General features: G+C 71.9%; 18 protein-coding genes. 8 read left to right on the top strand and 10 right to left on the bottom strand.

Annotated elements, in window-relative coordinates; genetic code table 11:
* Window positions 1–78: 78 nt before the first annotated feature.
* The gene (locus WQO_RS13070; RefSeq protein ID WP_079055550.1) at window positions 79–1,407 is read right to left on the bottom strand and encodes an LCP family protein; all 1,329 of its coding nucleotides are present in this window, start codon (window positions 1,405–1,407) and stop codon (window positions 79–81) included.
* 117 nt (window positions 1,408–1,524) lie between these two features.
* Here WQO_RS13070 and WQO_RS13065 point away from each other — a divergent pair, with 117 nt between their 5' ends.
* On the top strand, window positions 1,525–2,094 hold the full coding sequence (locus WQO_RS13065) for an acyl-CoA thioesterase (RefSeq protein ID WP_029182219.1): 570 nt from the start codon (window positions 1,525–1,527) through the stop codon (window positions 2,092–2,094).
* Window positions 2,095–2,244: 150 nt separating this feature from the next.
* On the opposite strand, the gene WQO_RS13060 is transcribed toward WQO_RS13065, so the two are convergent.
* Window positions 2,245–3,834: an LCP family protein gene (locus WQO_RS13060; RefSeq protein WP_470433556.1), complete on the bottom strand. Its 1,590-nt coding sequence runs from the start codon at window positions 3,832–3,834 to the stop codon at window positions 2,245–2,247.
* 151 nt (window positions 3,835–3,985) lie between these two features.
* Between WQO_RS13060 and WQO_RS13055 the strand changes: the two genes are divergently transcribed.
* Window positions 3,986–5,014: a glycosyltransferase family 2 protein gene (locus WQO_RS13055; RefSeq protein ID WP_010059914.1), complete on the top strand. Its 1,029-nt coding sequence runs from the start codon at window positions 3,986–3,988 to the stop codon at window positions 5,012–5,014.
* Window positions 5,015–5,115: 101 nt separating this feature from the next.
* Here WQO_RS13055 and WQO_RS13050 read toward each other — a convergent pair whose 3' ends face one another.
* The 4 genes from WQO_RS13050 to WQO_RS13035 form a co-directional block, all read right to left on the bottom strand.
* A complete protein-coding gene (locus tag WQO_RS13050; protein WP_193407191.1) occupies window positions 5,116–6,819 on the bottom strand; it encodes an LCP family protein in 1,704 nt (567 codons plus the stop codon).
* A gap of 37 nt (window positions 6,820–6,856) precedes the next feature.
* Window positions 6,857–8,635 carry an LCP family protein gene (locus WQO_RS13045; protein ID WP_382796714.1) on the bottom strand — a complete coding sequence of 593 codons (1,779 nt, stop codon included), beginning with the start codon at window positions 8,633–8,635 and terminating at the stop codon, window positions 6,857–6,859.
* Between the two features lie 224 nt (window positions 8,636–8,859).
* The gene (locus WQO_RS13040; RefSeq protein ID WP_032748255.1) at window positions 8,860–10,386 is read right to left on the bottom strand and encodes an LCP family protein; all 1,527 of its coding nucleotides are present in this window, start codon (window positions 10,384–10,386) and stop codon (window positions 8,860–8,862) included.
* Between the two features lie 177 nt (window positions 10,387–10,563).
* Entirely contained in the window at window positions 10,564–11,316 is a 753-nt protein-coding gene (locus WQO_RS13035; RefSeq protein WP_010059922.1) for a TIGR03089 family protein, read from the bottom strand.
* 137 nt (window positions 11,317–11,453) lie between these two features.
* Between WQO_RS13035 and WQO_RS13030 the strand changes: the two genes are divergently transcribed.
* From WQO_RS13030 to WQO_RS13020, 3 genes are all read left to right on the top strand, one after another.
* Window positions 11,454–12,929 carry a peptidoglycan recognition protein family protein gene (locus WQO_RS13030; RefSeq protein ID WP_029182221.1) on the top strand — a complete coding sequence of 492 codons (1,476 nt, stop codon included), beginning with the start codon at window positions 11,454–11,456 and terminating at the stop codon, window positions 12,927–12,929.
* Window positions 12,930–13,008: 79 nt separating this feature from the next.
* Complete coding sequence (manB, locus tag WQO_RS13025) at window positions 13,009–14,100, top strand: mannose-1-phosphate guanylyltransferase (RefSeq protein WP_010059926.1); 1,092 nt, start codon at window positions 13,009–13,011, stop codon at window positions 14,098–14,100.
* An 86-nt stretch (window positions 14,101–14,186) separates the two neighbouring features.
* A complete protein-coding gene (locus WQO_RS13020) occupies window positions 14,187–15,251 on the top strand; it encodes a DNA-3-methyladenine glycosylase family protein (RefSeq protein ID WP_029182222.1) in 1,065 nt (354 codons plus the stop codon).
* 288 nt (window positions 15,252–15,539) lie between these two features.
* On the opposite strand, the gene WQO_RS13015 is transcribed toward WQO_RS13020, so the two are convergent.
* The 3 genes from WQO_RS13015 to WQO_RS13005 all read right to left on the bottom strand — a co-directional run bounded on the left by WQO_RS13015 (window position 15,540) and on the right by WQO_RS13005 (window position 18,440).
* Window positions 15,540–16,862 carry a coenzyme F420-0:L-glutamate ligase gene (locus WQO_RS13015; RefSeq protein ID WP_335339648.1) on the bottom strand — a complete coding sequence of 441 codons (1,323 nt, stop codon included), beginning with the start codon at window positions 16,860–16,862 and terminating at the stop codon, window positions 15,540–15,542.
* A 107-nt stretch (window positions 16,863–16,969) separates the two neighbouring features.
* Window positions 16,970–17,926, bottom strand: a complete 957-nt coding sequence (gene cofD / locus WQO_RS13010) for a 2-phospho-L-lactate transferase (RefSeq protein WP_010059930.1) — start codon at window positions 17,924–17,926, stop codon at window positions 16,970–16,972.
* Window positions 17,927–17,939: 13 nt separating this feature from the next.
* Window positions 17,940–18,440, bottom strand: a complete 501-nt coding sequence (locus WQO_RS13005) for a cysteine dioxygenase (RefSeq protein ID WP_010059931.1) — start codon at window positions 18,438–18,440, stop codon at window positions 17,940–17,942.
* Between the two features lie 675 nt (window positions 18,441–19,115).
* Between WQO_RS13005 and WQO_RS13000 the strand changes: the two genes are divergently transcribed.
* The 3 genes from WQO_RS13000 (at window position 19,116) to WQO_RS12990 (ending at window position 25,034) form a co-directional block, all read left to right on the top strand.
* Window positions 19,116–19,379: a WhiB family transcriptional regulator gene (locus tag WQO_RS13000; RefSeq protein WP_003968728.1), complete on the top strand. Its 264-nt coding sequence runs from the start codon at window positions 19,116–19,118 to the stop codon at window positions 19,377–19,379.
* A 280-nt stretch (window positions 19,380–19,659) separates the two neighbouring features.
* Window positions 19,660–23,499, top strand: a complete 3,840-nt coding sequence (locus tag WQO_RS12995) for a glycosyltransferase (RefSeq protein WP_010059932.1) — start codon at window positions 19,660–19,662, stop codon at window positions 23,497–23,499.
* The gene (locus tag WQO_RS12990) at window positions 23,496–25,034 is read left to right on the top strand and encodes a DUF5719 family protein (RefSeq protein WP_010059934.1); all 1,539 of its coding nucleotides are present in this window, start codon (window positions 23,496–23,498) and stop codon (window positions 25,032–25,034) included. Before WQO_RS12995 ends, WQO_RS12990 begins: the two co-directional genes overlap by 4 nt.
* Window positions 25,035–25,172: 138 nt before the next feature.
* On the opposite strand, the gene WQO_RS12985 is transcribed toward WQO_RS12990, so the two are convergent.
* Window positions 25,173–25,601, bottom strand: a complete 429-nt coding sequence (locus WQO_RS12985; RefSeq protein ID WP_073779769.1) for a metallopeptidase family protein — start codon at window positions 25,599–25,601, stop codon at window positions 25,173–25,175.
* Window positions 25,602–25,835 lie beyond the last annotated feature (234 nt).

The following is a 25,835-nucleotide window of genomic DNA, read 5'->3' as shown; positions in this document are numbered from 1 at the left end:
CACGCAGCGGCGCCCACGGACGGCGAAAGGGCGCCGGGCGGCAATCGCCCGGCGCCCCCAACGGCTGGGTGAACGGCCTCAGTTGCCCTTGACCGTGACCTTCTCGTCGTTGTTGAGCTGCTGCACCAGCTGCTTCACCTTCGCCTTGTCCCAGACCAGGTTGCCGCCGACGCTGCCCGAGATCGGCATGTTCATCGACGTACCCTCGCCGCCCGTGACGCCCTTCATCGCGAAGAACATGTTGCCCAGCGCCCAGAGAGACATGTCCTTGTCCACGATCAGCGTGTCCAGGCCCGCACCCATCGTCGGATACAGCTTGAACGGGTTGATGATCGTGGACGGGGTCGCCGTCTGGCTCGCCAGCGCCGCGAGGAACTTCTGCTGGTTCTTCGTACGGTCCAGGTCGCTGCCCGCGAACGCGTAACGGGTCCGGACGAAGGCGAGGGACTGCTCGCCGTTCAGCGTCTGCTTGCCCGCCTGGAAGTCGGCCCCGGACTTCTTGTCCTTGAACGCCTTCGGGATGTCCATCTCGACCCCGCCGATCGCGTCCACGATCTTCGCGAAGCCGCCGAAGCCGATCTCGACGTAGTGGTCGATGTGCAGGCCCGTGTTGAACTCGACCGTACGGACGAGGAGTTCGGGGCCGTCCTCGGCGTAAGCCGCGTTCAGCTTCACCTGCCGGCCGGTGCCCGGGAACTTCTTCCCGGACTCGGACCCCACGAACGTCGGGATCTCGACGTTCGAGTCGCGCGGCAGCGAGATCAGCGTCGGGCCGTTCGAGCCGTCGTGCAGGATCATCATCGAGTCGGTGCGCTTGCCCTCGGCGGACCCCGTGCGCAGCCGCTTCTTCTCCTCGGCCGACATGCCCTCGCGGCTGTCGGACCCGACGATCAGGTAGTTCGTACCGTCGCCGGACTCCGGCCGCTCGATGACCTTGGAGAGGTCCACCTCGCGCTTCAGCTTCGAGTCGGCCCAGAAGTACGTCGAGATCGAGACCGCGAGCACCACGACCACCAGGGTCAGCGCGCCGAGCTTGATCCGGCGGCGCCAGTCCGGGGCCGGGCGGCCCTGGACGTAACCTCCGTCACCGCCGCCGCGCCGGCCACCGCCGCCCCGGCCGTCGGAGCCGCCGCTGCCCGATCCGTAGACCTGGCCCGTGTTGTAGCCGCTGTCGTAGCCGGGCTCGGGGCTGTTGCCGTAGCCGCCGTCCTGGTACCCGCTGTCCTGGTAGCGGTCGTCGTACCCCTGGCTCTGCGGCGGTACCTGCGGCCGCTGCGGGGTGCGGGGCCGGGCCGGGCGGCGCTGGATGTGCGGCATCGACCGGGCGCCCTCGGGCTGGGGGCTGTCGCTGCCCCGCCCGTAGTGCTCGCTGCGGTCACCGGTCCGTCGATCGGGCCAATCGTTCATCCGATCAGTGTGCCGCCCCAGCCCACAGCAATTACAGGGTGTAAGGGAAATTGCACCAGGGCTGTTGCGAACCTGATGCATTCTGCGGGATCGCGGACCCCGCATAAGGTGGACGGTATGACAGATCAGGCCACCGGCGTAACAGATCCGGCCAACCGTGCGGATAGCGAGATTCCGGGCAAGCCGACCGCGGCATCCCGGACCACGCTCAGCCACATCATGACCGGCAGCGACACCAACCTCCTCGGCACGGTGCACGGTGGCGTGATCATGAAACTGGTCGACGACGCCGCGGGTGCGGTGGCCGGCCGGCACTCCGGAGGGCCCGCCGTGACCGCGTCGATGGACGAGATGGTCTTCCTGGAGCCCGTCCGCGTCGGTGACCTCGTCCATGTGAAGGCCCAGGTCAACTGGACCGGCCGGTCCTCCATGGAGGTCGGCGTCCGGGTCATGGCCGAACGCTGGAACGAGTCCACCCCCGCCCAGCAGGTCGGCAGCGCCTATCTGGTCTTCGCCGCCGTCGACGGGGACGGCAAGCCGCGCCGCGTGCCGCCGGTGATGCCCGAGACCGAGCGCGACAACCGGCGCTACCAGGAGGCGCAGATCCGGCGCACCCACCGGCTCGCCCGCCGCCGCGCGATCAAGGAACTGCGCGAGAAGCGCGCCGCCGAGGGCATCGACGACTAGTCACGCGTACGGGCGGTGCCCCACAGCACCCACAGGGCCACCGCCCGCACGCGCACCGCCCGCCCGCACGCGCACCGCCCGCCCGCACGCGCACCGCCCGCACGCGCGCCGTCCACCGCCCGCACGCGCGCCGCCCGCACGCGCACCGCCCTACGGGCACACCACCTCGTCGCCCGTCACCGTGGAGAACTCGCCCGTCTGACGGATCTCCGCCTTCACCCGCTGCACCTTCGTGAAGTCCGCGCCCACCGTCACCTTCATCTGCGGGCCCTGGCCCTTCACCGCCTTCAGCTCGCTCCCGGGCAGCGCCGTGGCCAGGGACTTCGCCGACCGGTCCCAGCGCGGGTCGTACTCCACGAGCGTCCGCTTCAGCTCCCGCACCTCCCCGTTGAGCGGGGCCTCGGTCGTGGTGAAGCCGGTCGCGCGCAGTGCCTCGTCCACGGTCCGGCCGAGGCCGTCCTTCGGGGTCCCGTTGTAGACCTGCACCTTCACGTCCTTCGGCGCCACGTCGACCAGCTTCGCGGGCGGCTGCTGCGGCCCCGCCGCAGGCTTCGGCTTCGCCGGGGCCAGCGGCTTGTCCTCACGCAGGGCCTGGAACAGCTTCTTCGCCTTCCCCGCGTCCCACTGCACCGTCGAGCCGATGCCCTTGACCGGGAAGCTGGGGTTGCCGATGGGCACGGACGCGAACTCCGACGAGGCGGGACCGAAGTCCTTCATCGCCTTGCCGAGCGCCAGCATCTGCTCCGTACCGAAGCCCTTGTCGGCCCGGACCGAACCGAGCACCGACCCGGAGACCTGCTGGAACTTCACCGGGTTCAGCAGCACCCCGCTGCTCGTCGCCTGCTTGATCAGCGCCGCCATGAACTTCTGCTGGCGCTCCATCCGGCCCAGGTCGGAGGCCACGTCCACATGGCGCGAGCGGACGTACTGGAGCGCCTGCCCGCCGTCCAGCTCATGCGTGCCCGCGGGGAGGTTCAGCCCGGTGTACGAGTCCTTCATCGGCCGCGCCGTGCAGATCTTCACCCCGCCCACCGCGTCGACCGTCTTCATGAAGCTGGTGAAGTCGACCTCCAGATAGTGGTCGATCTTGATCTTGGTCATGTTCTCGACGGTCCGCACGGTCAGCGTGGGCCCGCCCTCCGCGTACGCGGCGTTCAGCTTCACCGGGTGGCTCGCGTGGTGCTTGCCCGTGGTGCGGTCGGTGTGGGCGGGCATCTCGGCGTAACTGTCCCGGGGGAGGCTGACCACGCTCGCCCGCTGCCGGTCGGCCGACAGATGGACCAGCATGATCGTGTCGGTGCAGTGGCAGGGCGCGCCGCCGAGCTTGTACTTCTGCTTCTCGGCCTTGGTGATCGTGTCCCGGCCGTCCGTGCCGACGAGCAGCAGATTCGTGCCGTGGCCCCCCTCGGGGCGGTTCTTCATGTTCTGGAACGGATCGACCCGGCCGATCCCGCCCTCCAGGCTGCTCACCACGGCGTGACCGATCCCACCCGCCCCCAGCACCAGCACCGAGAGACCGGTGGCCACCCGCATGCCCCAGCGCGGCCGCTCGTCCTGCTTCCGGGGCCGGACCGGCCGGGTGCCCTGCGGCGGACGGCGCCGCGGGGGAGTGGTGCGGGGGTGCGGCGGGCGCTGCGGGGGGCGTTGCGGTCGCTGCGGTGGGGGCACGGGGGGAGACACCTCCGGGGTGCAAGGGAGACACCTCTGCGGTGCAAGGGGACCATCGCACGGTAGGCCCATACGATCTCCGTCCCCGCCCGCGACCCGGCGGCGCGCACCGGCGTCCCCCGTTCGAGGTAACGTGGCGGCCGAATACCGCCGCCTCCCGGGGTGCCCGCCGCCCGCGGCGCGGAACCCCCCCCGGCGCCCCCGAGGACCCCCCGAGGACCACATGTCTGCCGCGCAGTACCCCGCCGTCTCCGTGATCATGCCGGTGCTCAACGAGGAACGCCATCTCAGGAACTCGGTCCGGCACATCCTGGAGCAGGAGTACCCCGGTGAGATGGAGGTCGTGATCGCGCTCGGCCCCTCCGCCGACCGGACGGACGAGATCGCCGCCGAGCTGGTCGCCGAGGACCCCCGCGTCCACACGGTGCCCAACCCCACCGGTCGCACCCCCGCCGCCCTCAACGCGGCGATCAAGGCCTCCCGCCACCCGGTCGTCGTCCGGGTCGACGGCCACGGCATGCTCTCGCCGAACTACATCGCGACCGCCGTCCGCCTCCTGGAGGAGACCGGCGCGCAGAACGTCGGCGGCATCATGCACGCCGAGGGCGAGAACGCCTGGGAGGACGCCGTCGCCGCCGCGATGACCTCGAAGATCGGCGTCGGCAACGCGGCCTTCCACACCGGCGGCCAGGCGGGCCCGGCCGAGACCGTCTACCTCGGCGTCTTCCGCCGCGAGGCCCTGGAGCGGGCGGACGGCTACAACGTCGAGTTCATCCGCGCCCAGGACTGGGAGCTGAACTTCCGCATCCGCGAGGCCGGCGGGCTGATCTGGTTCTCGCCCGAGCTGAAGGTCCAGTACCGCCCGCGCCCCACGGTGAAGGCGCTCGCCAAGCAGTACAAGGACTACGGCCGCTGGCGCCACGTCGTCGCCCGCTACCACGCCGGCTCGATCAACCTCCGCTACCTGGCCCCGCCGACCGCCGTCGTCGCCATCGCGGCGGGCCTGGTCCTCGGCGCGGCCGTCACCCCGTGGGCGCTGGTCGTCCCCGGCGGCTACCTCGCCGCGATCGTCGCCGGATCGCTGCCCGCGGGCAAGGGCCTCTCGCTGAAGGCCCGCGCCCAGATCCCGGTGGCGCTGGCGACCATGCACATGTGCTGGGGCTTCGGCTTCCTCACCAGCCCCCGTTCCCTGGCCAAGCGGGTCATCGCGAGCCGCCGCCCGGCGATGACCGGCAGCAGCGAGACCGTCTGAGCCGGACCACTTCAGGCAGATGCCGGACCACTTCAGGCAGACGGAAGGGCCCCGACGCTCGGCGTCGGGGCCCTTCGTCGCGTGTGCGTGCCGTTACGGCGTCACCAGGTGTAGTTCGGGTTGACCTTCATGCAGGCCTTCTCGTCGTCCCCGTTGAGGGCGCCCGCCGAATCCGGGGTCTTCTCCGTGCCCTTGGACACCGGGTAGGCCCCGTCCTCGCGCCAGTCCGCGCCCACCGCGAGCGCGATACCCGACACATCGGTGGACCGCTTCACCTGCGCCAGCGGAACCCCGAGCGCCTTGGCGACCGCCTGGGCGTCGCCCTCCAGATCCGCGCTCGGATACAGGATCGCCGTGCGCGCCACCCCGGTCACGTTGTTCGAGTCGACACCGGTCCGCCCGAATCCCGCGTCCTTCAGCCGGTCCGCCACCTCGCCGGCCCGCCCCGACGCCGGTCCGAGCGCGTCGGTCGCGGTCCCGTTCCGTACGGAGACGGCGATCTCGCCGACCGGCGCGGACGGGTCCTTGGGCTCCTCCGGCTTCTTCCGCCTGGAGGCCTTGCCGTCCAGCGGTACGTCGTCCCGCACCATCCGGAACAGCTGCTCGGCGTCGCCCGCCTTCGGGTACACCCGGCCGCTGTTGACGCCGGTGCCGTACACGTTCGGCATGGTCGACATCGTGATGCGCTTCGTCGGGACCTTCTTGAACTCCTCGGCCAGGTCGTAGAGCTTCTTGACCGTGTCCAGCCCCTTGTCGACCGTGAGAGCGTCGGTGGCGGCCTCGGCGAGGTTCATCAGCTTCGCCGGGTCGGTGAGCTTGGTGCCCTTGCGCAGCTCACGCACCATCGAGTTCATGTACTGGTGCTGGGCCTTGGCCCGCCCCAGGTCGGTGTTGTCCTCGAAGCCGTACCGGGTGCGCAGCCACTGGAGGGCCTGCTCGCCCTTGATGGACGTGGTGCCCTTCTCCAGCTTCAGCCCGGAGCCCTTGCCGTCGGCGCTGCGCGAGTGGATGTTGGCGTCGACACAGACCGGGACACCGCCGATGGCGTCGGCCATCGACACCACACCGGCGAAGTCGATCATCATGAAGTGGTCGATCCGGATGCCGGTCAGCTCGTACCAGGTGGCCACCGTGCACCCCGGACCGCCGCGCCCCAGGCTCTCGTTGGTCTGTACGTCGCGGGTGCTGGCCGGGAAGACCTCGCCGTCCGGGGCCGTGCACTTGGGCATCTTCAGCATGGTGTCGCGCGGCATGCTGATGACGGAGAGGTTGCTGCGGTCCGCGGAGAGATGGAGCAGCATCTGCACATCGGCGAGCGGTGTCCCGCCGAAGGTCTCCTTCGCGCCGCCCAGCTTCTGGTTGGCCTTGGAGTCCCGGGCGTCGGAACCGATGAGCAGGATGTTGAGCGGGGTCTGCCCGGCGGCGTTGGCCTTGTGATCGGCCATCTGCTTGTCGCCGAGGGTCAGATCCTCTTTCTTGATGTTGCCGTTGAGGTGCTCGTAGTAGAGATAACCGGCGCCGCCGGTGCCGAGTATGACCACGGCGAGCACGGAGGCGCTCCAGCGCAGGACGCGCCGCCTGCCGCTCTTGGGCGCGCGGCGGACGCTGCGGCCCCGCCCGCCGGCCGATGCGCCGCGCCGGTGGTCCTCGGCCCGGCGGCCGCGCTCACCGCTCCCGGACGCGTCACCGCCCTCCGCGTCCCGGGCGTCACCCCGGGCTTCCTCCCCGCCGAGCCGATCGCCGCGGCGGACGCGTGATCGCGTCTCCTCCCCGGGCATGCTGCTCCGTCCCACCGGACCCCCCATGCTGTTCAGATTTCCGCTGTGGCGCGGTGACCCGGTGTCACTTGGCGCATACCGCCTTGTCGGCGCTCGACTGCTCGACGCCCTCCGGAGCCTTCGCCGGTCCGGTGATGAGCTGGCCCGCGCCCTTGAAGTCCGCCCCCAGCGTGAGCACCATCGCCTCCAGCCCTTCGGCGTCGGCGGTGCCCTGCTTCATGGCCGTTGCGGGAAGCCCCATCATCTCGGCGAGCGCCCGGGCCTGATCGGCCTGGTTGGGCGCGTACTCCAGTGTCGTCTTCTTGATCTTCTCGGGTGCGTTGGCCTTGTTGGTGGACTTCAGCACCCCCTGCTCGTTCTGCAGCCAGGTGACGGTCGAACCGGCCGCACCGGGGATCTCGCCGCCGTTGAGGACGTCGACCCGTACGTCGGCGGGATCGGCCTTCGGCCCCTTGAGCAGGGCCGCCTGCTTGCTCTTGGCGTCCTTCTCCTTCTTCTTCACCTCGGTCAGCGAGGTGTCGGAGCGCATCATCGCGAAGAGCTGCTCGCCCTTGACCGGGTCCACGACCACGGTGACGGGCGTCGGCTCGGCCGGGTTGTCCACCACCGGCATCGTGAGGAAGGTGATGTTCTTCGTGTCGACCTTGGAGATCTCCTGGGCGAGCGTCATCAGCTTCTGCGCGTCGGCGATGGCCGAGTCGACGGTCAGCGCGTTGGTGGCGGCGTCGGCCAGCTTGTAGAGCTTCTTCGGGTTGGTCAGGGTGTCGCTCGACTTCATCTCGCGGATCATCGAGGCGAGGAACTGCTGCTGCACCTTGATCCGGTCGAGGTCGCTCTCGTTGCCGAAGCTGTGCCGGGTACGCAGGAGGGCCAGCGCCTGCTCGCCCTGAACCTCCGACTTGCCCTGCGGCAGCTTCAGATGGGACTTCGGGTCGTCGACCGGCTTGGCCATGCAGACCTCGACGCCGCCGACCGCGGTGGTCAGCTCCTTGACCGCGTTGAAGTCGACCATCATGAAGTGGTCGGGCTTGAGGCCGGTGATGTTCTCGACCGTCTTCATCGTGCAGCCGGGGTTACGGCCGGCCTGGCCGAGGCTCGTGTTGAAGCGCTCGTTCGGGGTGCCGGGGATGGTGACCTCGGCGCCGTCCGCGTCCTTCCCCTCGCACTCGGGAATCTCGGTCATCAGGTCGCGCGGGATGCTCATCGCCGTCGCGTTGGTCCGGTCCTCGGAGACGTGGAACAGGATGGTGGTGTCGGCGTGGCCCTCGCTGCCCTTGTCGCCGTACCCCTCGTTGCCCTTGCCGGTGCGCTTGTCGGTCCCGATGATCAGGATGTTCATCGGGCCGTCGGTGACGACGTTCTTGCTTCCGGCGTCGCCGACGTCGATGGAGTCGATGTTCCCGTTGAACTTCTGGTACAAGGCGTACGCGCCGATCGAGGTGGCCACCACGATGAACGCCGTCACGCCACCCGTCCACAGCAGCGCCTTCTTCTTGCGCGACTTCTGGGGCTTGCGCTTCCGGCGGCCGGACGCGGGGGGCTCGGCGGCCCCACGGCCCCCCTGGGAGCTGCGGCGGCTGCGCTGGCCCGGCACCTCGCGGCGCGTCCCGTCCGTGGCGGCCCCGCGAGAACCGGCCGCACGGCGACCCGAGCCCTCGCGGGACGAACCGGTCCGGGACTCCCGGCGGCCGGTTCCCTCGGCCGTCGCCGTACGCGCGGAACTGCCGCTCGACGCCCCAGCGGAGTCGTCCAGTCGCAATTCGTAATTACCGGTGTGCGGATTGAGTACCCACTGGTCGGCGGGGTCGATATCGTCCGCCCGTCCACGACTGTGCGCGTCCACGGTTGCCTGCGTCCTCCGTCGGTGCCACGCGAGGCGCCCTCCCCCGGCAGGGCGCTCGTTCCTTCGCTCCAGCAGTGCACGACCTGACGGCCGGAAGCACCGGATCGCGTCACACTATCCGGCCGATTCCAGGTCGAGCGACGTGCGTGACACATTCCACGCCCCTTACAACCGGGCATACTTCCCATTCCGCGCCGATTATGTTCTGTGTCTTGGCAATTGCTTTACTGCTTGCACAGGTCGTCCGCCGCACTCGACCCCGAATAGGTGGGTGTGGGCGTCGGACTCTCGGACCCGGCGTCGTCCGGCTTTCCGTCCTGTCCGCTTTCCTTGTCCCGTTCCGCCTCTTCGAGTTCGTCGGCCGGGACCACGGCGACGGGCTTGTCCTCGCGGAGTTGCTTGAACAGGTCTCCCGCGTCCGGTTCGACGAGTTCATCCCGGTTGGGGTTGTTACGGTACGGCTGCCGGGGCACGGTCAGGAACTGCACCTGCTCGGTCGGTACGTCGCGCATCCCGCGCACCAGGTCGTAGAGGTCGCGCAGCGAGTCGAGGCCCGGGTCGGTGGTCAGCGACTTGGTGGCCGCGTCCAGCACCGGGTAGAGCCGGGTCGGGTTCAGCAGGACGCCGTTGCTCTGCATCTTGTTGACGAGGGCGCCGAGGAACTGCTGCTGGCGCTCCATGCGTTCGGTGTCGCTGCCGTTGCCGATGGACTTGCGCGCCCGTACGTAACCGAGGGCCTGCTCGCCGTTCAGCTTCTGCCGGCCGGCCGGGAGCTCCAGGTGGGCGTCCTTGTCGTCGATCGGCTCCTTGAGGCAGATCTCGACCCCGTCCACCGCGTCGACCATGTCCTTGAAGCCGTTGAAGTCGACGACCATGTGGTGGTCGATACGGATGCCGGTCATCCGCTCCACGGTCCGGATCGTGCACGCGGTGCCGCCGAGCTCGAACGCCGTGTTGAACTGGGTGAACTGCTCCCGCGTCTTCTTGTCGTCCCCGGTGCTGCAGCTGGGGATCTCCACCATCAGGTCGCGGGGGATCGACACGGCCGTCGCGCTCTTCCGGTCCGCCGCGAGGTGCAGCAGGATCGTGGTGTCGGAGCGCTGGCTGCCGCCGTCGTCCCGCCCGTACTTGCGGTTGTCCCCGGCCCGGCTGTCGGAGCCGATGAGCAGGATGTTCTGGGCGTCCATGACGACCGGGGTCGGCCGCTCCTTCTCGTACGTCTTGAGTTCGGCGGCGGCGCTCGTGTCGGTGGTGATGTTCCCGTCGAGCTTCTTGTACATCCACCAGCCGACCCCCGCGGCGACCAGCACGAGGAACGCGGCGGCGAGCGCGGTCCAGCGCAGCCAGTGGCTCTTGCGGGCGGCGACGATGCCGTCCTTGGGCTGATCGGCCCAGGTCCGCACACCGTCGGCGCCCGCCGCGGCCTTGGGCCCGGTCTGGGACCCGGCCTTCGGCTCGGACTCGGCAGGGCCGTCCTCGGTGCTGTCGCCCTCACCGGTCTCCGCGGCGGCTTCACCGGTCTCCGGGGCGGCCGGGCTCTCCTCCTGCGGAGCGTCGTCCTGAGGCGGACCGTCCTCGGGGGCGGGGCCCTCGGGGGACGGGCCTTCGGACGTCGTGCCGCCGGGGGCCTCGTCCTCGGGTCGCCCGGCCCCTTCCCGCGATCTGTCCCGTGACCTGTCCTGCGGTTTGTCCTCGGCCGGGCGGTCCGGGTCGGACGGCGGGCCAGCACTGTCGGTCACGTCTGCGTCCATCCTTCACGTTCGGCGGCGCGAGGGGCCGCCGGTCGCAGGAGTAGACGGCTGAAACTCGCGCTTGGTTGTGCACGGCCAGGAGAGTGGTCTGTACCGCTCGATCATCTACCCGCTCCCGCGCCGTTCACCGAGGACTCGGCCCGCTGTGGGCCGGACGGGTGGACCTCAGCGCGCTTGTCATACCGCCGTGTTGGTGACGCGCTCGCTCTCGACCCGCTTGGCGAGACCGTCCGCGTCGAGCTGCCCGATGTGACGGCACAGCACCACGGACCCGCCCGCCGCCAGAGGTGCGAAGAGCCCGGTGCTCAGCCCCTCCCAGGTGTCGTACGTCCGCCCGGTGAGCAGCCGGGATCCCGGTACGAGGCCGAGGGCGTCGGCGTCCTCGCGGGCCCGGGCGACGAGCTGCGCACCCGTCAGCTCGGCCCCGCCCACGGCCAGCGCGGGGGCGTCGGCGTCCACCGGGGCGAAGGGCGCGAAGCGGTCGCCCTGGCTCGGCACCTCCACCGCGTAGTCCGCGAACCCCTCGGGCGCCTGCGGGAACCGGCCACCCAGCGGACGCAGAGCAAGGGCGACGCGCTCGCCCCGGCAGGCCCGCGCCCGCTCCAGGGTGTCCGGGCCGGTCACGACGAGGTCGGCGGCGGCCGGGTTGCCCTGGACGTCGGCGACGACCCCGACGGAGGAACAGGCGAGCAGCCAGACCGCGGACTGCCAGTGCGCGGGCAGCAGCAGGGCGAGCCGGTCGCCGGGCTCCGCGGCCAGGTCGCCCTGGAGCAGATTGGCGGTCTTGGCCACCCAATTGGCGAAGGTGGCCACCGACAGTTCGACGCGTTCTCCGGTGGCGTCGTCGTAGAAGGTGACCAGGGGGCGGGCCGGGTCCGCGGAGAGCGCGGATCGCAGCAGGTCGGCGGGGGTGCGGTCGCTGGAGTTCATCCGCGCAAGCGTACGCGGGGGCGCGGTGCCGGGCGGGCTGAACGGGTGTCACGTACACCGGTTCGGCAGACGGTGCGTCATGAGGCGGCCGGTGTCCGGGTAGCCGGAGTCGTCACCTTATGTTCAATATCGTCCGTATGCGTGCACTATTGGTCATCTCAGTCGGCGTCACCTGCGCGGCGGCCCTCACTCTGCCGCTCGCCGCCCCCGCCCTGTCCGCCCCGCCCCCGCACTCCGCCTCGGCCCTGCCTCCTGAATCACCGGGAGCCGGCCCGCCGTCGGTACGGGCCGCCCAACTCCCCGCCGCCGAGTCCGCGGGCTCGACGCAGTCCCTGCCCCTGGAGCCCCTCGCCGCACCGTCCGACCGGTCCATGGGCTCGGCGACGGCCGGCCAGGGGCTGGAGCGCCGGACGGCCCGGCCGTTCTCCCTCGTGGGGGTGGTCTGGGACGACGCGGAGGCCGAACTCCACGGCACGGTCCAGGTCCGCACCCGCGCGGCCGGCTCCGCGAGCTGGTCGGACTGGCAGGACGTCGAGACCCACAACGCCGAACACGCCGCCGACCTCGGCAGCGACGAGCGGTCCTCCGGCGCGGTGCGCGGCGCGACCGCCCCGCTCTGGGTCGGCGCATCGGACGGCGTGGAGGTACGCGTACAGCCGGAGCCGGCCGATCCGCAGAACCGCTCCGACGCCGCACCGCTTCCCGACGGGCTGCGCCTCGAACTCGTCGACCCGGGCCCGGACCCCGCACCCGGGCCCGTCGGGGAAGCGGCCCCCGAGCCCGCCCGGGCCGCCCCCGTCGGCCGGACCGCCACCACGGCGGCGTTCGCGCTCAACCCGTCCCCGCCCACGACGACACCGGTGGTCGTGCCGGAGGTGCTCACGGCCGAGTCCGAGGCGGCCTCGGCCGTCAACGCGGAGCTGGCACCGCTCGGCGCGTCCGTCATCCCCGCGCTGACCAAGGCGGAGACGGAGGAGGCGGCGAACGTCGCGCCTGGGGCGAAGCCGTACATCGGACCCCGCCCGGGGATCATCACCCGTAAGGGCTGGGGCGCGGACGAGAAGCTCCGCGAGCGCCAGTTCGCGTACACCAAGACCGTCAAGGCGGCCTTCGTGCACCACAGTGCGACCGGGAACAACTACACCTGCAAGCAGGCGCCCTCGGTGCTCCGCTCCATCTACCGCTACCACGTCAAGAGCAGCGGCTGGCGTGACTTCGGCTACAACTTCGCCGTCGACAAGTGCGGCAACATCTACGAGGGCCGGGCCGGCGGTGTCACCAAGGCGGTCCTCGGAGCGCACACCCTGGGCTTCAACTCCAACACCATGGGCATCGCGGTCCTCGGCTCCTACTCCTCCACCAACCCGCCCGCCGCGGCGGTGACCGCGGTCTCCAAGCTCACCGCCTGGAAACTGGGCCTGTTCGGCGCCAACCCCAAGGGCAAGGTGACGCTCACCTCCGGCGGAAGCAACAAGTACAAGGCGGGCGCGAAGGTCAAGATGAACGTCATCTCGGGCCACCGGGACGGCTTCGCAACCGAATGCCCCGGAGCGCGTCTCTACAAGAAGCTCGGCAAGGCCAGGACCAGCTCCGCCAAACTGCAGGGCCGCTGACCGGACGGGGCCGGACCGGTCTGCTTAACTGACCAGTCACATACGAGGCCACGCCCCAGCAGGAAGCAGAGACGGTGCTGTGACAGAGGCAAAAGAAGCGATCCTCCTGGTCGGGGGCAAGGGAACCCGGCTGCGTCCGCTCACGGTGCACACCCCGAAGCCGATGGTCCCGGCGGCGGGGGTCCCCTTCCTCACCCACCAGCTGGCACGGGCCAGGGCGGCCGGGGTGGAGCACATCGTGCTCGCCACGTCCTACCTGGCCGAGGTCTTCGAGCCGTACTTCGGCGACGGCTCCTCGCTCGGTCTGCACATCGAGTACGTCACCGAGCAGGAGCCGCTCGGTACCGGCGGAGCCATCCGCAATGTCGCGCCGAAGCTGTCCTCGGGGCCGGACGAACCGGTCCTGATCTTCAACGGCGACATCCTGACCGGGCTCGACATCCGGGCCCTGGTCACCTCGCACACCGTCTCCGGGGCGGATGTCTCCCTCCACCTGACCCGGGTGGAGGACCCGCGCGCCTTCGGCCTCGTGCCGACCGACGCGACGGGCCGGGTCACCGCCTTCCTGGAGAAGCCGCAGACGCCGGAGGAGATCGTCACCGACCAGATCAACGCCGGGGCGTACATCTTCCGGCGCTCGGTCATCGACACGATCCCCTCCGGCCGCCCCGTCTCCGTCGAACGCGAGACCTTCCCCGGACTGCTCGCCTCCGGCGCCCATCTCCAGGGCATGGTCGACTCCACGTACTGGCTGGACCTCGGCACCCCCGGTGCCTTCGTGCGCGGCTCCGCCGACCTCGTCCTCGGCCGCGCCCCGTCCCCGGCGGTCCCCGGCCGCAGCGGCGACCGCCTGGTCCTGCCGACCGCCTCCGTGGCCCCGGACGCCAAGCTCACCGGCGGTACGGTGGTCGGCGCCGGAGCGGTGATCGGCGCGGGCGCGAGGATAGAGGGCTCGACGATCCTGGAGAACGCGATCGTCGAACCGAACGCGGTCATCACGGACTCCCTGGTCGGGGCGGGCGCGCGGATCGGCGGCCGTACGGTCCTGGCGGGCGCGGTGATCGGCGACGGCGCCCAGGTGGGCGCGGACAACGAACTGCGCGACGGGATCAGGATCTGGTGCGGCGCGACACTGCCGGACGGCTCGGTCCGCTTCTCCTCGGACCAGTAGCCCCCGCCTGCCCGTACCCTCGACAGAGCCGTGTGAGGAGCAGCAGCCCTCCCGCACCGACGAGCACCCAGGGACACCGAGGCTTCGTGGCAGGACGATTCGCCCCCCGCACCACGCGGGCAGCGCTGCCGCACCAGGCCGCTGCTGACCGGGCTGCGGCGTCGCGGGCTGCCGCGTCCGGGGCTGCCGCGTCCCGCAGGGAGTCCGCCTCCGCCTCCGCCCCGGCCTCGCCCGAAGGACCACCCCTGACCCGGGAGTGGACGCCACCGGCCCCCCTGGACCTCCGCCTGGTGCTGGGCCCGCTGCGCCGGGGCCCGGCGGACCCGACGTTCCGGATGGTGGGGGACGGCACGTTCTGGCGGGCGACCCGCACGCCCGCGGGCCCCGGCACCCTGCGCATCGCGCACCGCGGCGACCGGATCGCGGCGGCGGCGTGGGGCCCCGGCGCGCACTGGCTGCTGGAGGGCCTGCCGGCGCTCCTGGGCGCGGAGGACGACCCGGACGCGTTCGTCCCGCGCCACCGCCTGCTGGTCCTGACCCGGCACCGCCGCCCGGGCCTGCGCCTGCTGCGCACGGGCCTGGTGCTGGAGTCGCTGATCCCCTCGGTCCTGGAGCAGAAGGTCACCACGGACGAGGCGTACCGCGCCTGGCGCCACCTGGTCCGCCGCTTCGGCACCCCCGCCCCCGGCCCCACCGCCGACCTGGGCCTGCACGTCATGCCGGACCCGCGCGGCTGGGCGATGATCCCGTCCTGGGAATGGCACAAGGCGAACGTCGACGCCAAGCGCTCGTCGACGATCCTGCGAGCCGTACGCGTGGCCCGCCGCCTGGAAGAAGCCGCGACGATGCCGCTGCCCGAGGCGCTGACCCGCCTCCAGCTGATCCCCGGAATCGGCCCCTGGACGGCGGCGGAGACCCTCCAGCGCTCGAACGGCGCGGCGGACGCGGTGACGGTCGGCGACCTGCACCTCCCCGGCATCGTCGGCCACGCCCTGGCGGACAACCGCGACGCGGACGACGAGGAGATGCTGAGGCTGCTGACCCCCTACGAGGGCCAACGCCACCGAGCGACGCGCCTGATCCTGCTCTCGGGCCGCATCCCGGCCCGCAGAGCCCCGAGGATGCAGCCGGGCAACATTGTGAACCTGTAGGGCCTGTTTCAAGCCCCTCCGGCGCCTTCTCCAGCGTCTCCGGGCACTCCCAGCCTTCGGCCACTCCCCGCGTCTCCGGCAACTCCCAGCCCTCCGGCGCTGCGTCGGCGTCTCCGGGTAATTCCAGCCCCTCCGGCGTTTGAGGAGCGGGGTCCGGGGCGGAGCCCCGAGATCCAGCCCGTCCGGCGCTTGAGGACAGACCGGGGCCCGGGGCGGAGCCCCGGTTCGGGAAGGGGCGGGGAGGGGACAAGCTCCGCGCAGCGGCACCCCCCCCGGGCCCCCACCACCTCACCGCACGGTGAGAAACGCCTCCGCCGACCGAACAGCCCGCTCCCGAGGCACCCCCACCCCATGCCCCACAGCCACCGCCCCCAACGGATCCCACGACGACGGCAGCGAGAGCACCTCCCGCACCACCGGCCGGCAGAACATCGTCGAGGACACCCACGCCGACCCCAGCCGCTCACCCGCCAGCGCCACCAGGAAGTTCTGCACCCCGGCCCCCGCCGCGACCACGAACATCTCGCGCTCCGCGGTGTCCCGCCGCTCGTCCCCGTACGTATGGGAGCCGTCCATCACCAGGCACGGCACCACCAGATACGGCGCGTTGCGCAGCACGTCCCCGCGCCGCACCCGCTTGGCGATCGACTCCTCGCTCTTCCCGTCGCGCCGCAGATCCTCGATCCACGCCTCCCGCATCGCGTCGAGCAACCGCGTCCGCGACTCGGCGGACTCCAGCAGCACGAACCGCCACGGCGTCGTGTGATGAGGCGCGGGCGCGGTGACGGCAGCCGCCACGGCGCGCCGCACCGCCCCCGGATCCACCGGCTCGTCGCTGAACTCGCGCACCGTACGCCGCAGCGTCACCGCTTCCCGCACGGCCTCGGACGTACCCAGCCGGAACATGTCATCGGCGGCACTCCGCACCAATGCCCGAGCACCGGGCTCATCGTCCCCGGCAGAGGCGACCACATGCGACAACCCCCGGACCACCGCCACCGGCAGCCCCTCCGCCTTGCCCTTGACCAGGTCCCCGGCCGAGGCCAGCTCGTCCGCCGTGGCCACGACCGTGGCGCTGAGCGGATTGCCGTACGCGTCCGTCCCGCCCCGCAGGTCGTCCAGCACCCGCACCCCGGCCGCACCGATCGCGACGTCGGTCAGCCCGTTGCGCCAGGGCCGCCCGAAGGTGTCCGTGACGACGACGCCGACCTCGACGCCGAGGATGTCCCGCAGCCCGTCCCGGATGGTTCGGGCGGAGGCGTCGGGGTCCTCGGGCAGCAGGAGCACGGTCCCGGCGGGTGTGTTGGACGCGTCGACCCCGGCGGCGGCCATGACAAGACCCTGCCGGTTCTCCACGATCCGCAGCGTCCCGCGCCGGGCGACGACCCGTACGGTCTCGGCGTCGATGGCGGCCTCGCGGTCCGCGGCCTCGACGATCCGGCCCTCGGCCTTGGAGACGATCTTCGAGGTGACGAGCAGGACGTCCCCGTCGACCAGCCCCGGCTCGGCGGCGGCGATCAGCTTGGCGAGATCGTCACCGCCTCGCACCTCGGGCATCCCGCCCACGGCCCACACACGGAAAGAAGGCACGGCCCCGGGCGACCCGCCCACGCCCTCACCGGCCCCGACCGAGCCCCCGCCCCCAGCCGAAGAGCCGACGCCCCCGCCCCCAGAGACCGCACTCACGCCTTCACCGCCCCCGCCCTCGGAGACCGCCCTCACGCCCGGACCTCCTCGGCCAGAGCCAGCGCCTGCCGGGCCATCTCCGCGGTCGCGTCCACGTCCGTCATCATCAGCGGCACCGCCCGGCAGCGGATCCCCGCCGCCTCCACCTCGTCGACCGCACCCGCGTCCACCGTGTCCACCAGCCACCCGTCCAGCAGCCCCGACCCGTAGTGCCGGGCCACGGCTGAGGCCGTCGACTCGACGCCCACCGCGGCGAGCACCTTGTCCGCCATCCCGCGCACGGGCGCGTCCCCGACGATGGGGGAGAGGCCGACGACCGGCACACCCGCCTCGGCGATGGCCTCGCGGATCCCGGGCACGGCGAGGATCGTGCCGACGGACACCACCGGGTTCGACGGCGGGAAGACGATGACATCGGCGGCGCCGATGGCCTCCAGCACCCCCGGAGCCGGCTTGGCCTGCTCCGCCCCGACCGGCACGATCGCCCGCGCCTCGACGGAGGCGCGCAGCTTCACCCAGTACTCCTGGAAGTGGATCGCCTTGCTCTCGCCGTCCATCTCGACGGCGACATGTGTCTCGACCCGGTCGTCGGACATGGGGAGCAGCCGCACGCCCGGCTGCCAGCGGGCGCAGAGCGCCTCGGTGACCGCGCTCAGGGGGTAGCCCGCGCCGAGCATCTGCGTACGGACGATGTGGGTCGCGAAGTCGCGGTCGCCGAGACCGAACCACTCGGGGCCCACGCCGTAGGCCGCGAGCTCCTCCTTGACCCGGAAGGTCTCGTCGGTGCGCCCCCAGCCCTGCTCCTCGTTGATGCCACCGCCGAGGGTGTACATCACGGTGTCGAGGTCGGGACAGACCTTCAGCCCGAACAGATGGATGTCATCACCCGTGTTGCCGATCACCGTGATGTCCGCGTCGGGCGCGGCCTGCTTGAGGCCGCGAAGGAAGCGGGCACCGCCGATGCCACCGGCCAGAACAACAATGCGCATGCACAGCAGTTTGTCAGGCGGGTACGGCGCCCACGGCCGTCGGGGCGCTTTGGCTCGGGTGCATCGGCATCTCGGTCAGGCCCGGGTAGTAGACGTGCAGACTCACGGCCGGTTCGAGCGAATCGTTGACCACTTCGTGGACGTACCCCGGGGCGAAGGACCGCTGCGCACCCGCGCCGAGGGACCGCGTCCCGCGCTCGGTGTGCTCCGTCAACTCGCCTTCCAGCACCGTCAGGACGCTGGCGGAGAGGCCGTGGTCGTGCCGCCCGCTGCCCTGTCCGGGCACCCAGCTGAGCAGCCACACCTCGTAGCCGGGGCCCTGGTGCAGGCGGTGGTACCAGCGGGATGCGGAGTCGTACTGCACGATGTCCGCCCATCGTGCACGGTCGGCCGCGATGGAGCGCGCGAGGCCGACGAACTCGGAGACGGTGGAGGGGTGCTCGCGGGCGGGCTGCAGGAGGTGCTGGACCTCGAGGATGTCGCCGGCGATCTGAAGGTCGCTGTCGCTGTTCATTGCTGCGGTGGTTCCTCGGCATGGGGGGCTGCACGTGCGGGGAGTCACGATGGCTGCGGGGAGGAGCGGAACAAAGAGAACGCTCGACCGGAGAGCCGGAGAGGCTGGATTCAGAGCTGGAGCGCTACGGCATCAACAGCTGTGACAGCTGGAACAGCAACAGCGAGCCTGGACAGCGCTACGGAACCCACGGATGTGGGTGACGTGCATGGCTGGGGTCGCTGGCATGGGGTCAAGGAGACCGGCTCGGCCGTCCGCTGTCAACCCAATGCCCGATTTGGGGGCAATCTTTCACCCCTTCCGGTCTTCGGATCGGGAGAAAGGTTTATGCATCCAGGGGCGGGGACATGTGGCGCATCATCCGTGCCCTCAAACGCGGCTGACGCTCCGTGACCTGACTGTGATCTTGGTCGCTTCGGTGATCGAATCGCAACACAAGGCCCACCCCGTTCGTCTTCATCCAGAGAGGGGGCGGGTCTGTGGGGCCTGCGGCATATGTCAGATTTTTGCTGATTTGAACACTTACCGCATACGCTTGGTTCCGCAGAGTGAATCCCTGGGCCAATAGCAGATCCTCGCTTGACTGCCCCAGAGCTACAGATTTGTAATTTCACTCGTGTCGTTCAGCCGCAAAAGGCTGCATCACGGGACGCAAGAGACAGACGAGGGGCGCACATGACCGAGCTGTTCCAGCAACTGCTGGTCGAGGACGCGGACGAGGAACTCGGCTGGCAGGAGCGCGCACTGTGCGCCCAGACCGATCCCGAGTCCTTCTTTCCCGAGAAGGGCGGATCCACCCGCGAGGCCAAGAAGGTCTGCCTCGCCTGCGAGGTGCGCTCGGAATGCCTCGAGTACGCCCTCTCCAACGACGAACGCTTCGGCATCTGGGGCGGGCTCTCCGAGCGGGAACGGCGACGCCTCAAGAAGGCCGCCATCTGACCATCCGGCTGCGCCGCCGCCCGCCATCCGGCAGACCGGCCGAAGCCGCCCCTCCGATCATCTCCGACGGCCCGTCCACCGCCCCCTCCCCCCGGGGCCGGTGGACGGGCCGTCGGCAGGTCCGGGCCCGTCCCCTTCACCGGCTCGGACCCCCGCCACCTGTCCGTACCGTTAGTGTGGGGCCCCGTCCGAGACGCGCCAACGCCCCGCCGGGGCGCGCGTGTACACCGATGCAGCCCCCGGGGACGCCCCCGGACCCGGCCGGAGGGCCCGTACCCCGATGTCCGTGCACAGCCACTCGGCGGCGCCGAACGCGGCCGCCGCCGCCCCAGAGTTCCCCCGGCACGTCGTCACCGCCGTGCTCGTCTCCCACGACGGCGCCCGCTGGCTGCCCGACGTGCTGGCCGGGCTGCTCGGGCAGGAACGCCCCGTACAGAACGTCATCGCCGCCGACACCGGAAGCGCCGACGACTCGGCCCGCCTCGTCACCGAGGCGCTCGGCGACGAACGCGTCCTGCACCTCGCACGCCGTACGAGCTTCGGCACGGCCGTCGACGAGGCGGCCCGCACGGCCGGGATCCTCACCCCGGACGACCTGCCGTACCTCAAGCGCCCCAGCGGCTGGGACCCGCAGGCCCGGACCTGGGTCGACGAGAACTACGACCTCCCCGAGCTGCCCCACGGCGAACCGGTCCAGTGGCTCTGGCTGCTGCACGACGACTGCGCACCCGAGCCCGACGCGCTCGCCGCGATGCTGCGCGTCGTCGACACCGACAAGCACGCCACGATCGTCGGCCCCAAGCTGCGCGGCTGGTACGACCGCAAGCAGCTCCTCGAAGTCGGCGTCTCCATCGCCAACAGCGGACGCCGCTGGACCGGCCTGGACCGCCGCGAGCAGGACCAGGGCCAGCACGACCAGGTCCGTACCGTCCTCTCCGTCTCCTCCGCCGGCATGCTCATCCGCCGCGACGTCTACGAGGAGCTCGGCGGCTTCGACCGCAGGCTCCCCCTGATGCGCGACGACGTCGACCTCTGCTGGCGCGCCCACCTGGCAGGACACCGGGTCCTCGTCGCCCCGGACGCCGTCCTGCGGCACGCCGAGGCATCCGCCCGCGAACGCCGCCCCATCGACTGCGCCGGCCGCTCCGTCGCCAGCCCGCACCGCGTCGACAAGGCGGGCGCGGTCTACACGATGCTCGTCAACGCCCGCGGCAAGGCCCTGCCCTGGGTCCTTCTCCGGCTCGTCGTCGGCACCCTCCTGCGTACCCTCGCCTACCTCGTCGGCAAGGTGCCGGGCCAAGCTCTCGACGAGGTCACCGGACTGCTCGCCACCCTGCTGCGCCCCGGCCGCATCCTCGCCGCCCGCCGCAACCGCGGAAAGGGCGTCGTCGACGCCGCCGAGCTGCGCGCCCTGTTCCCGCCGCCCGGCGCCACCGTCCGGGCCACCGTCGACCAGGTCGCGGGCAACTTCGGCGGCCGTACGGACTCCGACGCGGGCGGCTCGCGCCACGGAGCCGTCGAGTCCGGCCCCGGCGGCGACGACGCCGACTTCCTCGAAGTCGACCAGTTCGCCCGCCTCAAGCGCATCGGCCGCAAACCGGGGCCCGTCCTCTTCGCCCTGCTCCTCGTCGTCTCGCTCGTCGCCTGCCGCAACCTGCTCGGTGGCGGCGCACTGGCGGGCGGCGCGCTGCTGCCCGTCCCCGCCGAGCTCGGCTCGCTCTGGGACCGGTACGCGGACGCCTGGCACACGGTGGGCACCGGCGGCACCCAGACCGCGCCGCCCTACCTCGCCCTGCTCGCCGCCCTGTCGGCCCTCTTCCTCGGCTCGACCGGGCTCGCCGTCAGCGTGCTGCTGGTCTGCTCGATCCCGCTGGCCGGGGCCACCGCCTACTTCGCCTCCCGCCCGCTGCTCCCCTCCCGGCTGCTGCGCGCCTGGGCGAGCGTCGCGTACGCCTTCCTGCCCGCCGCGACCGGCGCCCTGGCCACCGGCCGCCTCGGCACCGCCGTCCTGCTCGTCCTCCTCCCGCTGATCGCCCGCGCGGGCGTCGCCGCCCACGGGCTGCGCGCCGACAGCGCGGCCGGGGAGCGCGGCAGCTGGCGCGCCACCTGGGCGTACACGCTGCTGCTGACCGTCACCATGGCGTTCACCCCGATCGTCTGGCCGCTCGCCGTGGTCCTCGGCCTCGGCGTGCTCGTGCTGCGGCGCGGCGACATCACGGCGTACGCGCTCCGCTTCGTCGCCGCCGTCGCCACCCCGGTCCTGGTCCTCGCCCCCTGGTCGCTGAGCCTCCTGACGAACCCGTCCGCGCTCCTGGCCGAAGCGGGCCTGGACACCGGTACGGGAGAGGCCACGGGCCTCGACCTGCTCGGCATCAGCCCCGGCGGCCCCGGCGCGGCGGGCGGCATCCTGCTGCTCGGCATCGTGCTGGCCGCGCTCGCCGCCCTGCTGCGCGAGGAGCGGCAGTTCGCCGTCCGGACCGCCTGGGGCGTCGCGCTCACCGGCTTCCTCTTCGCCGCCGTCGCCAACGGATCCACCTGGGCCGGGCCCGCCACCCTCGTCTACGGCACCGCCCTGATCGCCGCCGCCCTGGTCGGCGCGGACGGGGCCCGCATCCGGGTCGCCGAGCAGAGCTTCGGCTGGCGCCAGCCCGTGGCCGTCCTGATCGCGCTGGCCGCCGGACTGGCCCCGGTCCTGGCCGCGGCCGGCTGGATGATCGGCGGCGCCGACGGCCCGCTGGAGCGCCGCGACCCCGTGCAGGTCCCCGCCTTCGTCGCGGAGGAGAGCACCACCCGCGACCAGCCCCGCACCCTCATCCTCGGCGGCACCTCGCCCGACACCGTCTCGTACAGCCTGGTCCGCGGCTCGGGCGCCCGGCTCGGCGACGGCGAACTGACCGAGGCGGGCGGCAGCAACAGCCACCTCGACAAGGTCGTCGCCAACCTCGTCGCCGGCTCCGGCGCCGACCAGGGCGGCCAGCTCAGCGGCTTCGCGATCCGCTACGTCCTCGTCCGGGACGGAGCACCGCGCGAGATGAGCCGGGTCCTCGACTCGACCCCCGGCCTCAGCCGCCTCAGCCAGCTCGACGGCAGCGCCCTGTGGCGGGTGGACCGCCCGGTCGCCCGCGTCATGATCACCCCGGCCTCCGGCGAGGGCGAGCACATCGCGGTCGGCTCGGCCGCCGTCGAGGCCCACTCCGAGATCCCGTCCGGCGAGGCGGGCCGCGTGCTGCGGATCGCGGACGCCGCCGACCCGGGCTGGACGGCCACGCTGGACGGCAAGCCGCTGCCCCGCAAGACCGTCGACGGCTGGGCCCAGGGCTTCGAACTGCCCGCGAACGGCGGCCGTCTGGACCTCACCCACGACGCCCCGATCACCCACACCGCGTGGATCTGGGCCCAGATCGGGCTGCTGGTGGTCCTGGTGGTGATGGCCCTGCCGGGCCGCCGCCGGGAGATCGACGACGACCTGCCCGACGAGGCGCTCGCCGTCGCCGCCGAGCCGGTCGACGGCGAGGGCCGCCGCGCCCGCAGGCTGCGCGCCGCGGCCCAGGCCGAAGCGGCGGCCGCCGAGGAGACCGGGAACGACGACCCGTCGCGGGCCGTGGACCCGGGGGAGTACATCCCGGCGCAGCAGACCGCCGACCCGTACGCCGAGAACCCCCCGGCGCACGACCCGCAGGAGGCCACCGGCGGCTATGCGGCGGTCCCGCAGCAGCAGGAGGTCCCGCAGCAGTACGACGCGTACGCACAGTGGGACGGGCAGCAGCAGCCGACGGCCGACTACTACGCGACGTACCAGCAGCCGGACCCGTACGCCCAACAGCAACAGCAACAGCAACAGCAGCAGCAGGGCCATCAGGGCGCCGGCTACCAGGGCGGCTACGGAGTCCAGGACCCGTACGCGCAGCAGTACGACGACCAGGGCGCGTACAACGGCCAGAACGCCGCGTACGACAACGCCGCGTACGACAACCAGGGCGTGTACGACGAGTACGGCCGGTACATCGGCGGGCAGCAGCACCAGCACCCGTACACCGAGAACGGCGAACAGACCGACCCCCCGGCCCCGGGTCAGGCCCCGTGGCAGACCGGTAACGCATCGCGAGGCGAGTCCGAGTGAAGTCCACCCACCTGTCCCTGATCGCGGGCGCCGCCGTCCTGGCCGCCGTCACCGGATTCGCCACGGTCACCGCGCCCGGCGCCCCGGCCGAATCCACCGCGAAGTCCGCCGCGCTGCTGCCGGTCGAGCGGGCCGGCCTGGTCTGCCCGGCGCCCAGCAACTCCGAGCTCGCCGAGACGCAGTACACCGCGTTCACCCCGGCGGGCGAGGGCGCCGAGGCCAAGGGCGCCGCCGAGCTGAAGCCGGCGCTGCCGGTCGTGGGCGACGAGGACGAGACCGACCCGAAGAAGGCCAAGAAGGCCGAGGAAGCGGCGAAGAAGGCCAAGGCGAAGGCCGAGAAGCCGGTCCTCGCCGTGAAGGAGCCCGGACAGCCGGTCGTCGCCGAGGCGAACGGATCCAGTGCCCCGGCCCTCGTCGGCACGGCCACCGGCAAGCTGGCCCCCGGCTGGACCGCACAGCAGACCACCGAGGTCACCGCGGGCGGCTCCCGCGGGCTCCTCGGGGTCACCTGCACCGCCCCCGACACCGACTTCTGGTTCCCGGGCGCGAGCACCGCCAAGTCCCGCCAGGACTACATCCACCTCACCAACCCCGACGACACCGGCGCCGTGGCCGACATCGAGCTGTACGGCCCCGAGGGCGCCCTCAAGTCCGACGTCGGCGACGGCATCACCGTGCCCGCCCGCTCCAGCGTCGCCGTCCTGCTGTCCACCCTCACCGCCGAGGCCGTCGACCAGCTGACCGCCCACGTCACCACCCGCTCGGGGCGGATCGGCGCGGTCGTCATGAGCGCCGACGACAGCGCGGGCAGCGACTGGATCACCGCGTCCGAAGATCCCTCCGGCACGCTCGTGATGCCGGGCATCCCGGCCGACGCGACCTCCGTACAGCTGGTGGCGTTCGCGCCCGGCGAGGACGACGCGGACGTGAAGGTCCAGCTCATGGGGAAGAACGCGAGGTTCTCCCCGGCCGGCAACGCCACCCTGCACATCAAGTCCTCGATGACGGCCTCCGCCGACCTCAAGGACCTCACCCGCGGCGAGCCCGGCTCCCTGCGCCTGACCCCCGTCCGCAAGGACCAGGCGACCCCGATCGTGGCCGCGCTGCGCGTGGTCCGGGGCAAGGGCGACAAGCAGGAGATCGCCTACATCCCCGCCACCGGGCCCGTCGGCGCCCGGGCGACCGTCCCGGACAACCGGGCCAAGGGCTCGACGCTGTCGCTGACCGCGCCGGGCGCCACGGCGAAGGTGAAGGTCACCGCGTCGGCGGGCAGCGGCGGCGGCGAACCGGCGGTCGAGACGTACACGGTCAAGGCCGGTACGACCCTCGCCGTCACCCCGAAGGCCCCGGAAGGCCTCAAGGGCTCCTACGCCCTGACCGTCGAGACGACCTCGGGCGGTCCGGTCCACGCGTCGCGCTCCCTGGCGCTCGCCTCGGACGGCGTCCAGATGTTCACGGTGCAGACGCTCCCCGACGACCGGGGCATGGTCGAGGTCCCGTCGGCGCGCCAGGACCTGTCGGTCCTGGACGACTGAGGGCGCGTCCGGCGGCGGGCCGCAGCCGGGCCCCAGGGGCCGGGCCGCACCCGGGCCCCAGGGGAGTCCTGACCCTTACCCGGGGCCCGGGCTCCCGGGGGCCAGTCCTGCCCGTACCGGGGCCCGGGCTCCGGGGGGTCAGTCCTGCCCGTACCGGGGGTCGACCGACTCGGGGGCCAGCCCCAGCAGCTCGGCGACCTGCTCGACGACGACCTCGTGCACGAGCAGGGCGCGCTCGTCGCGGCTCTTGGTGCGGATCTCGACGGGCCGCCGGTAGACGACGATCTGGGCGGGCCGCCCCTTCTCCGCGGAGACCGCGCTGCCGAGCGGAACGACCTCCTCCGGAGTGCCGGGCACATCGAGGACGACGAAGTCGACCTCGGCCAGCTGGGGCCAGCGCCGCTCCAGCCGCTCCACCGAGTCCTGGACCAGATCACGGAAGGTCTCGCCCCGGCTGGCCGACAGCGGCACCTGCGGCGGTGCGACCGGCCCGCGCATACCGCGGCCATGACGGTCACGGCGCCGGGGCCGCGGCTCGAACGGGTGGGGAGGTACGGGGCTGTCCATCACCGACGCAGCGTAACGCTCCGGGGACCGAGACGATCGGCGGGACGACGCGGCCGTGCCGACGTTCCGCACCCGCTGGGGACGGAGCGGGCAACGGCCTCAGGAGGGGAGGCGGGCACCCCGCTTCCGGATGTCCACAGTTGAACATTTCGGCCAAGGTTGAGCCCGTTTCAGGCCCGTCATCCGATCATTGGCCGTGCTCCTGACACCGCGATCCACCTCGCCCGCGGCCGG

The sequence above is a fragment of the Streptomyces globisporus C-1027 genome (assembly GCF_000261345.2).
Taxonomy (GTDB): domain Bacteria; phylum Actinomycetota; class Actinomycetes; order Streptomycetales; family Streptomycetaceae; genus Streptomyces; species Streptomyces pakalii.
The sequence above is the reverse complement of the archived record's forward strand: the minus strand, read 5'-3'. Positions and strand labels throughout refer to the sequence as shown.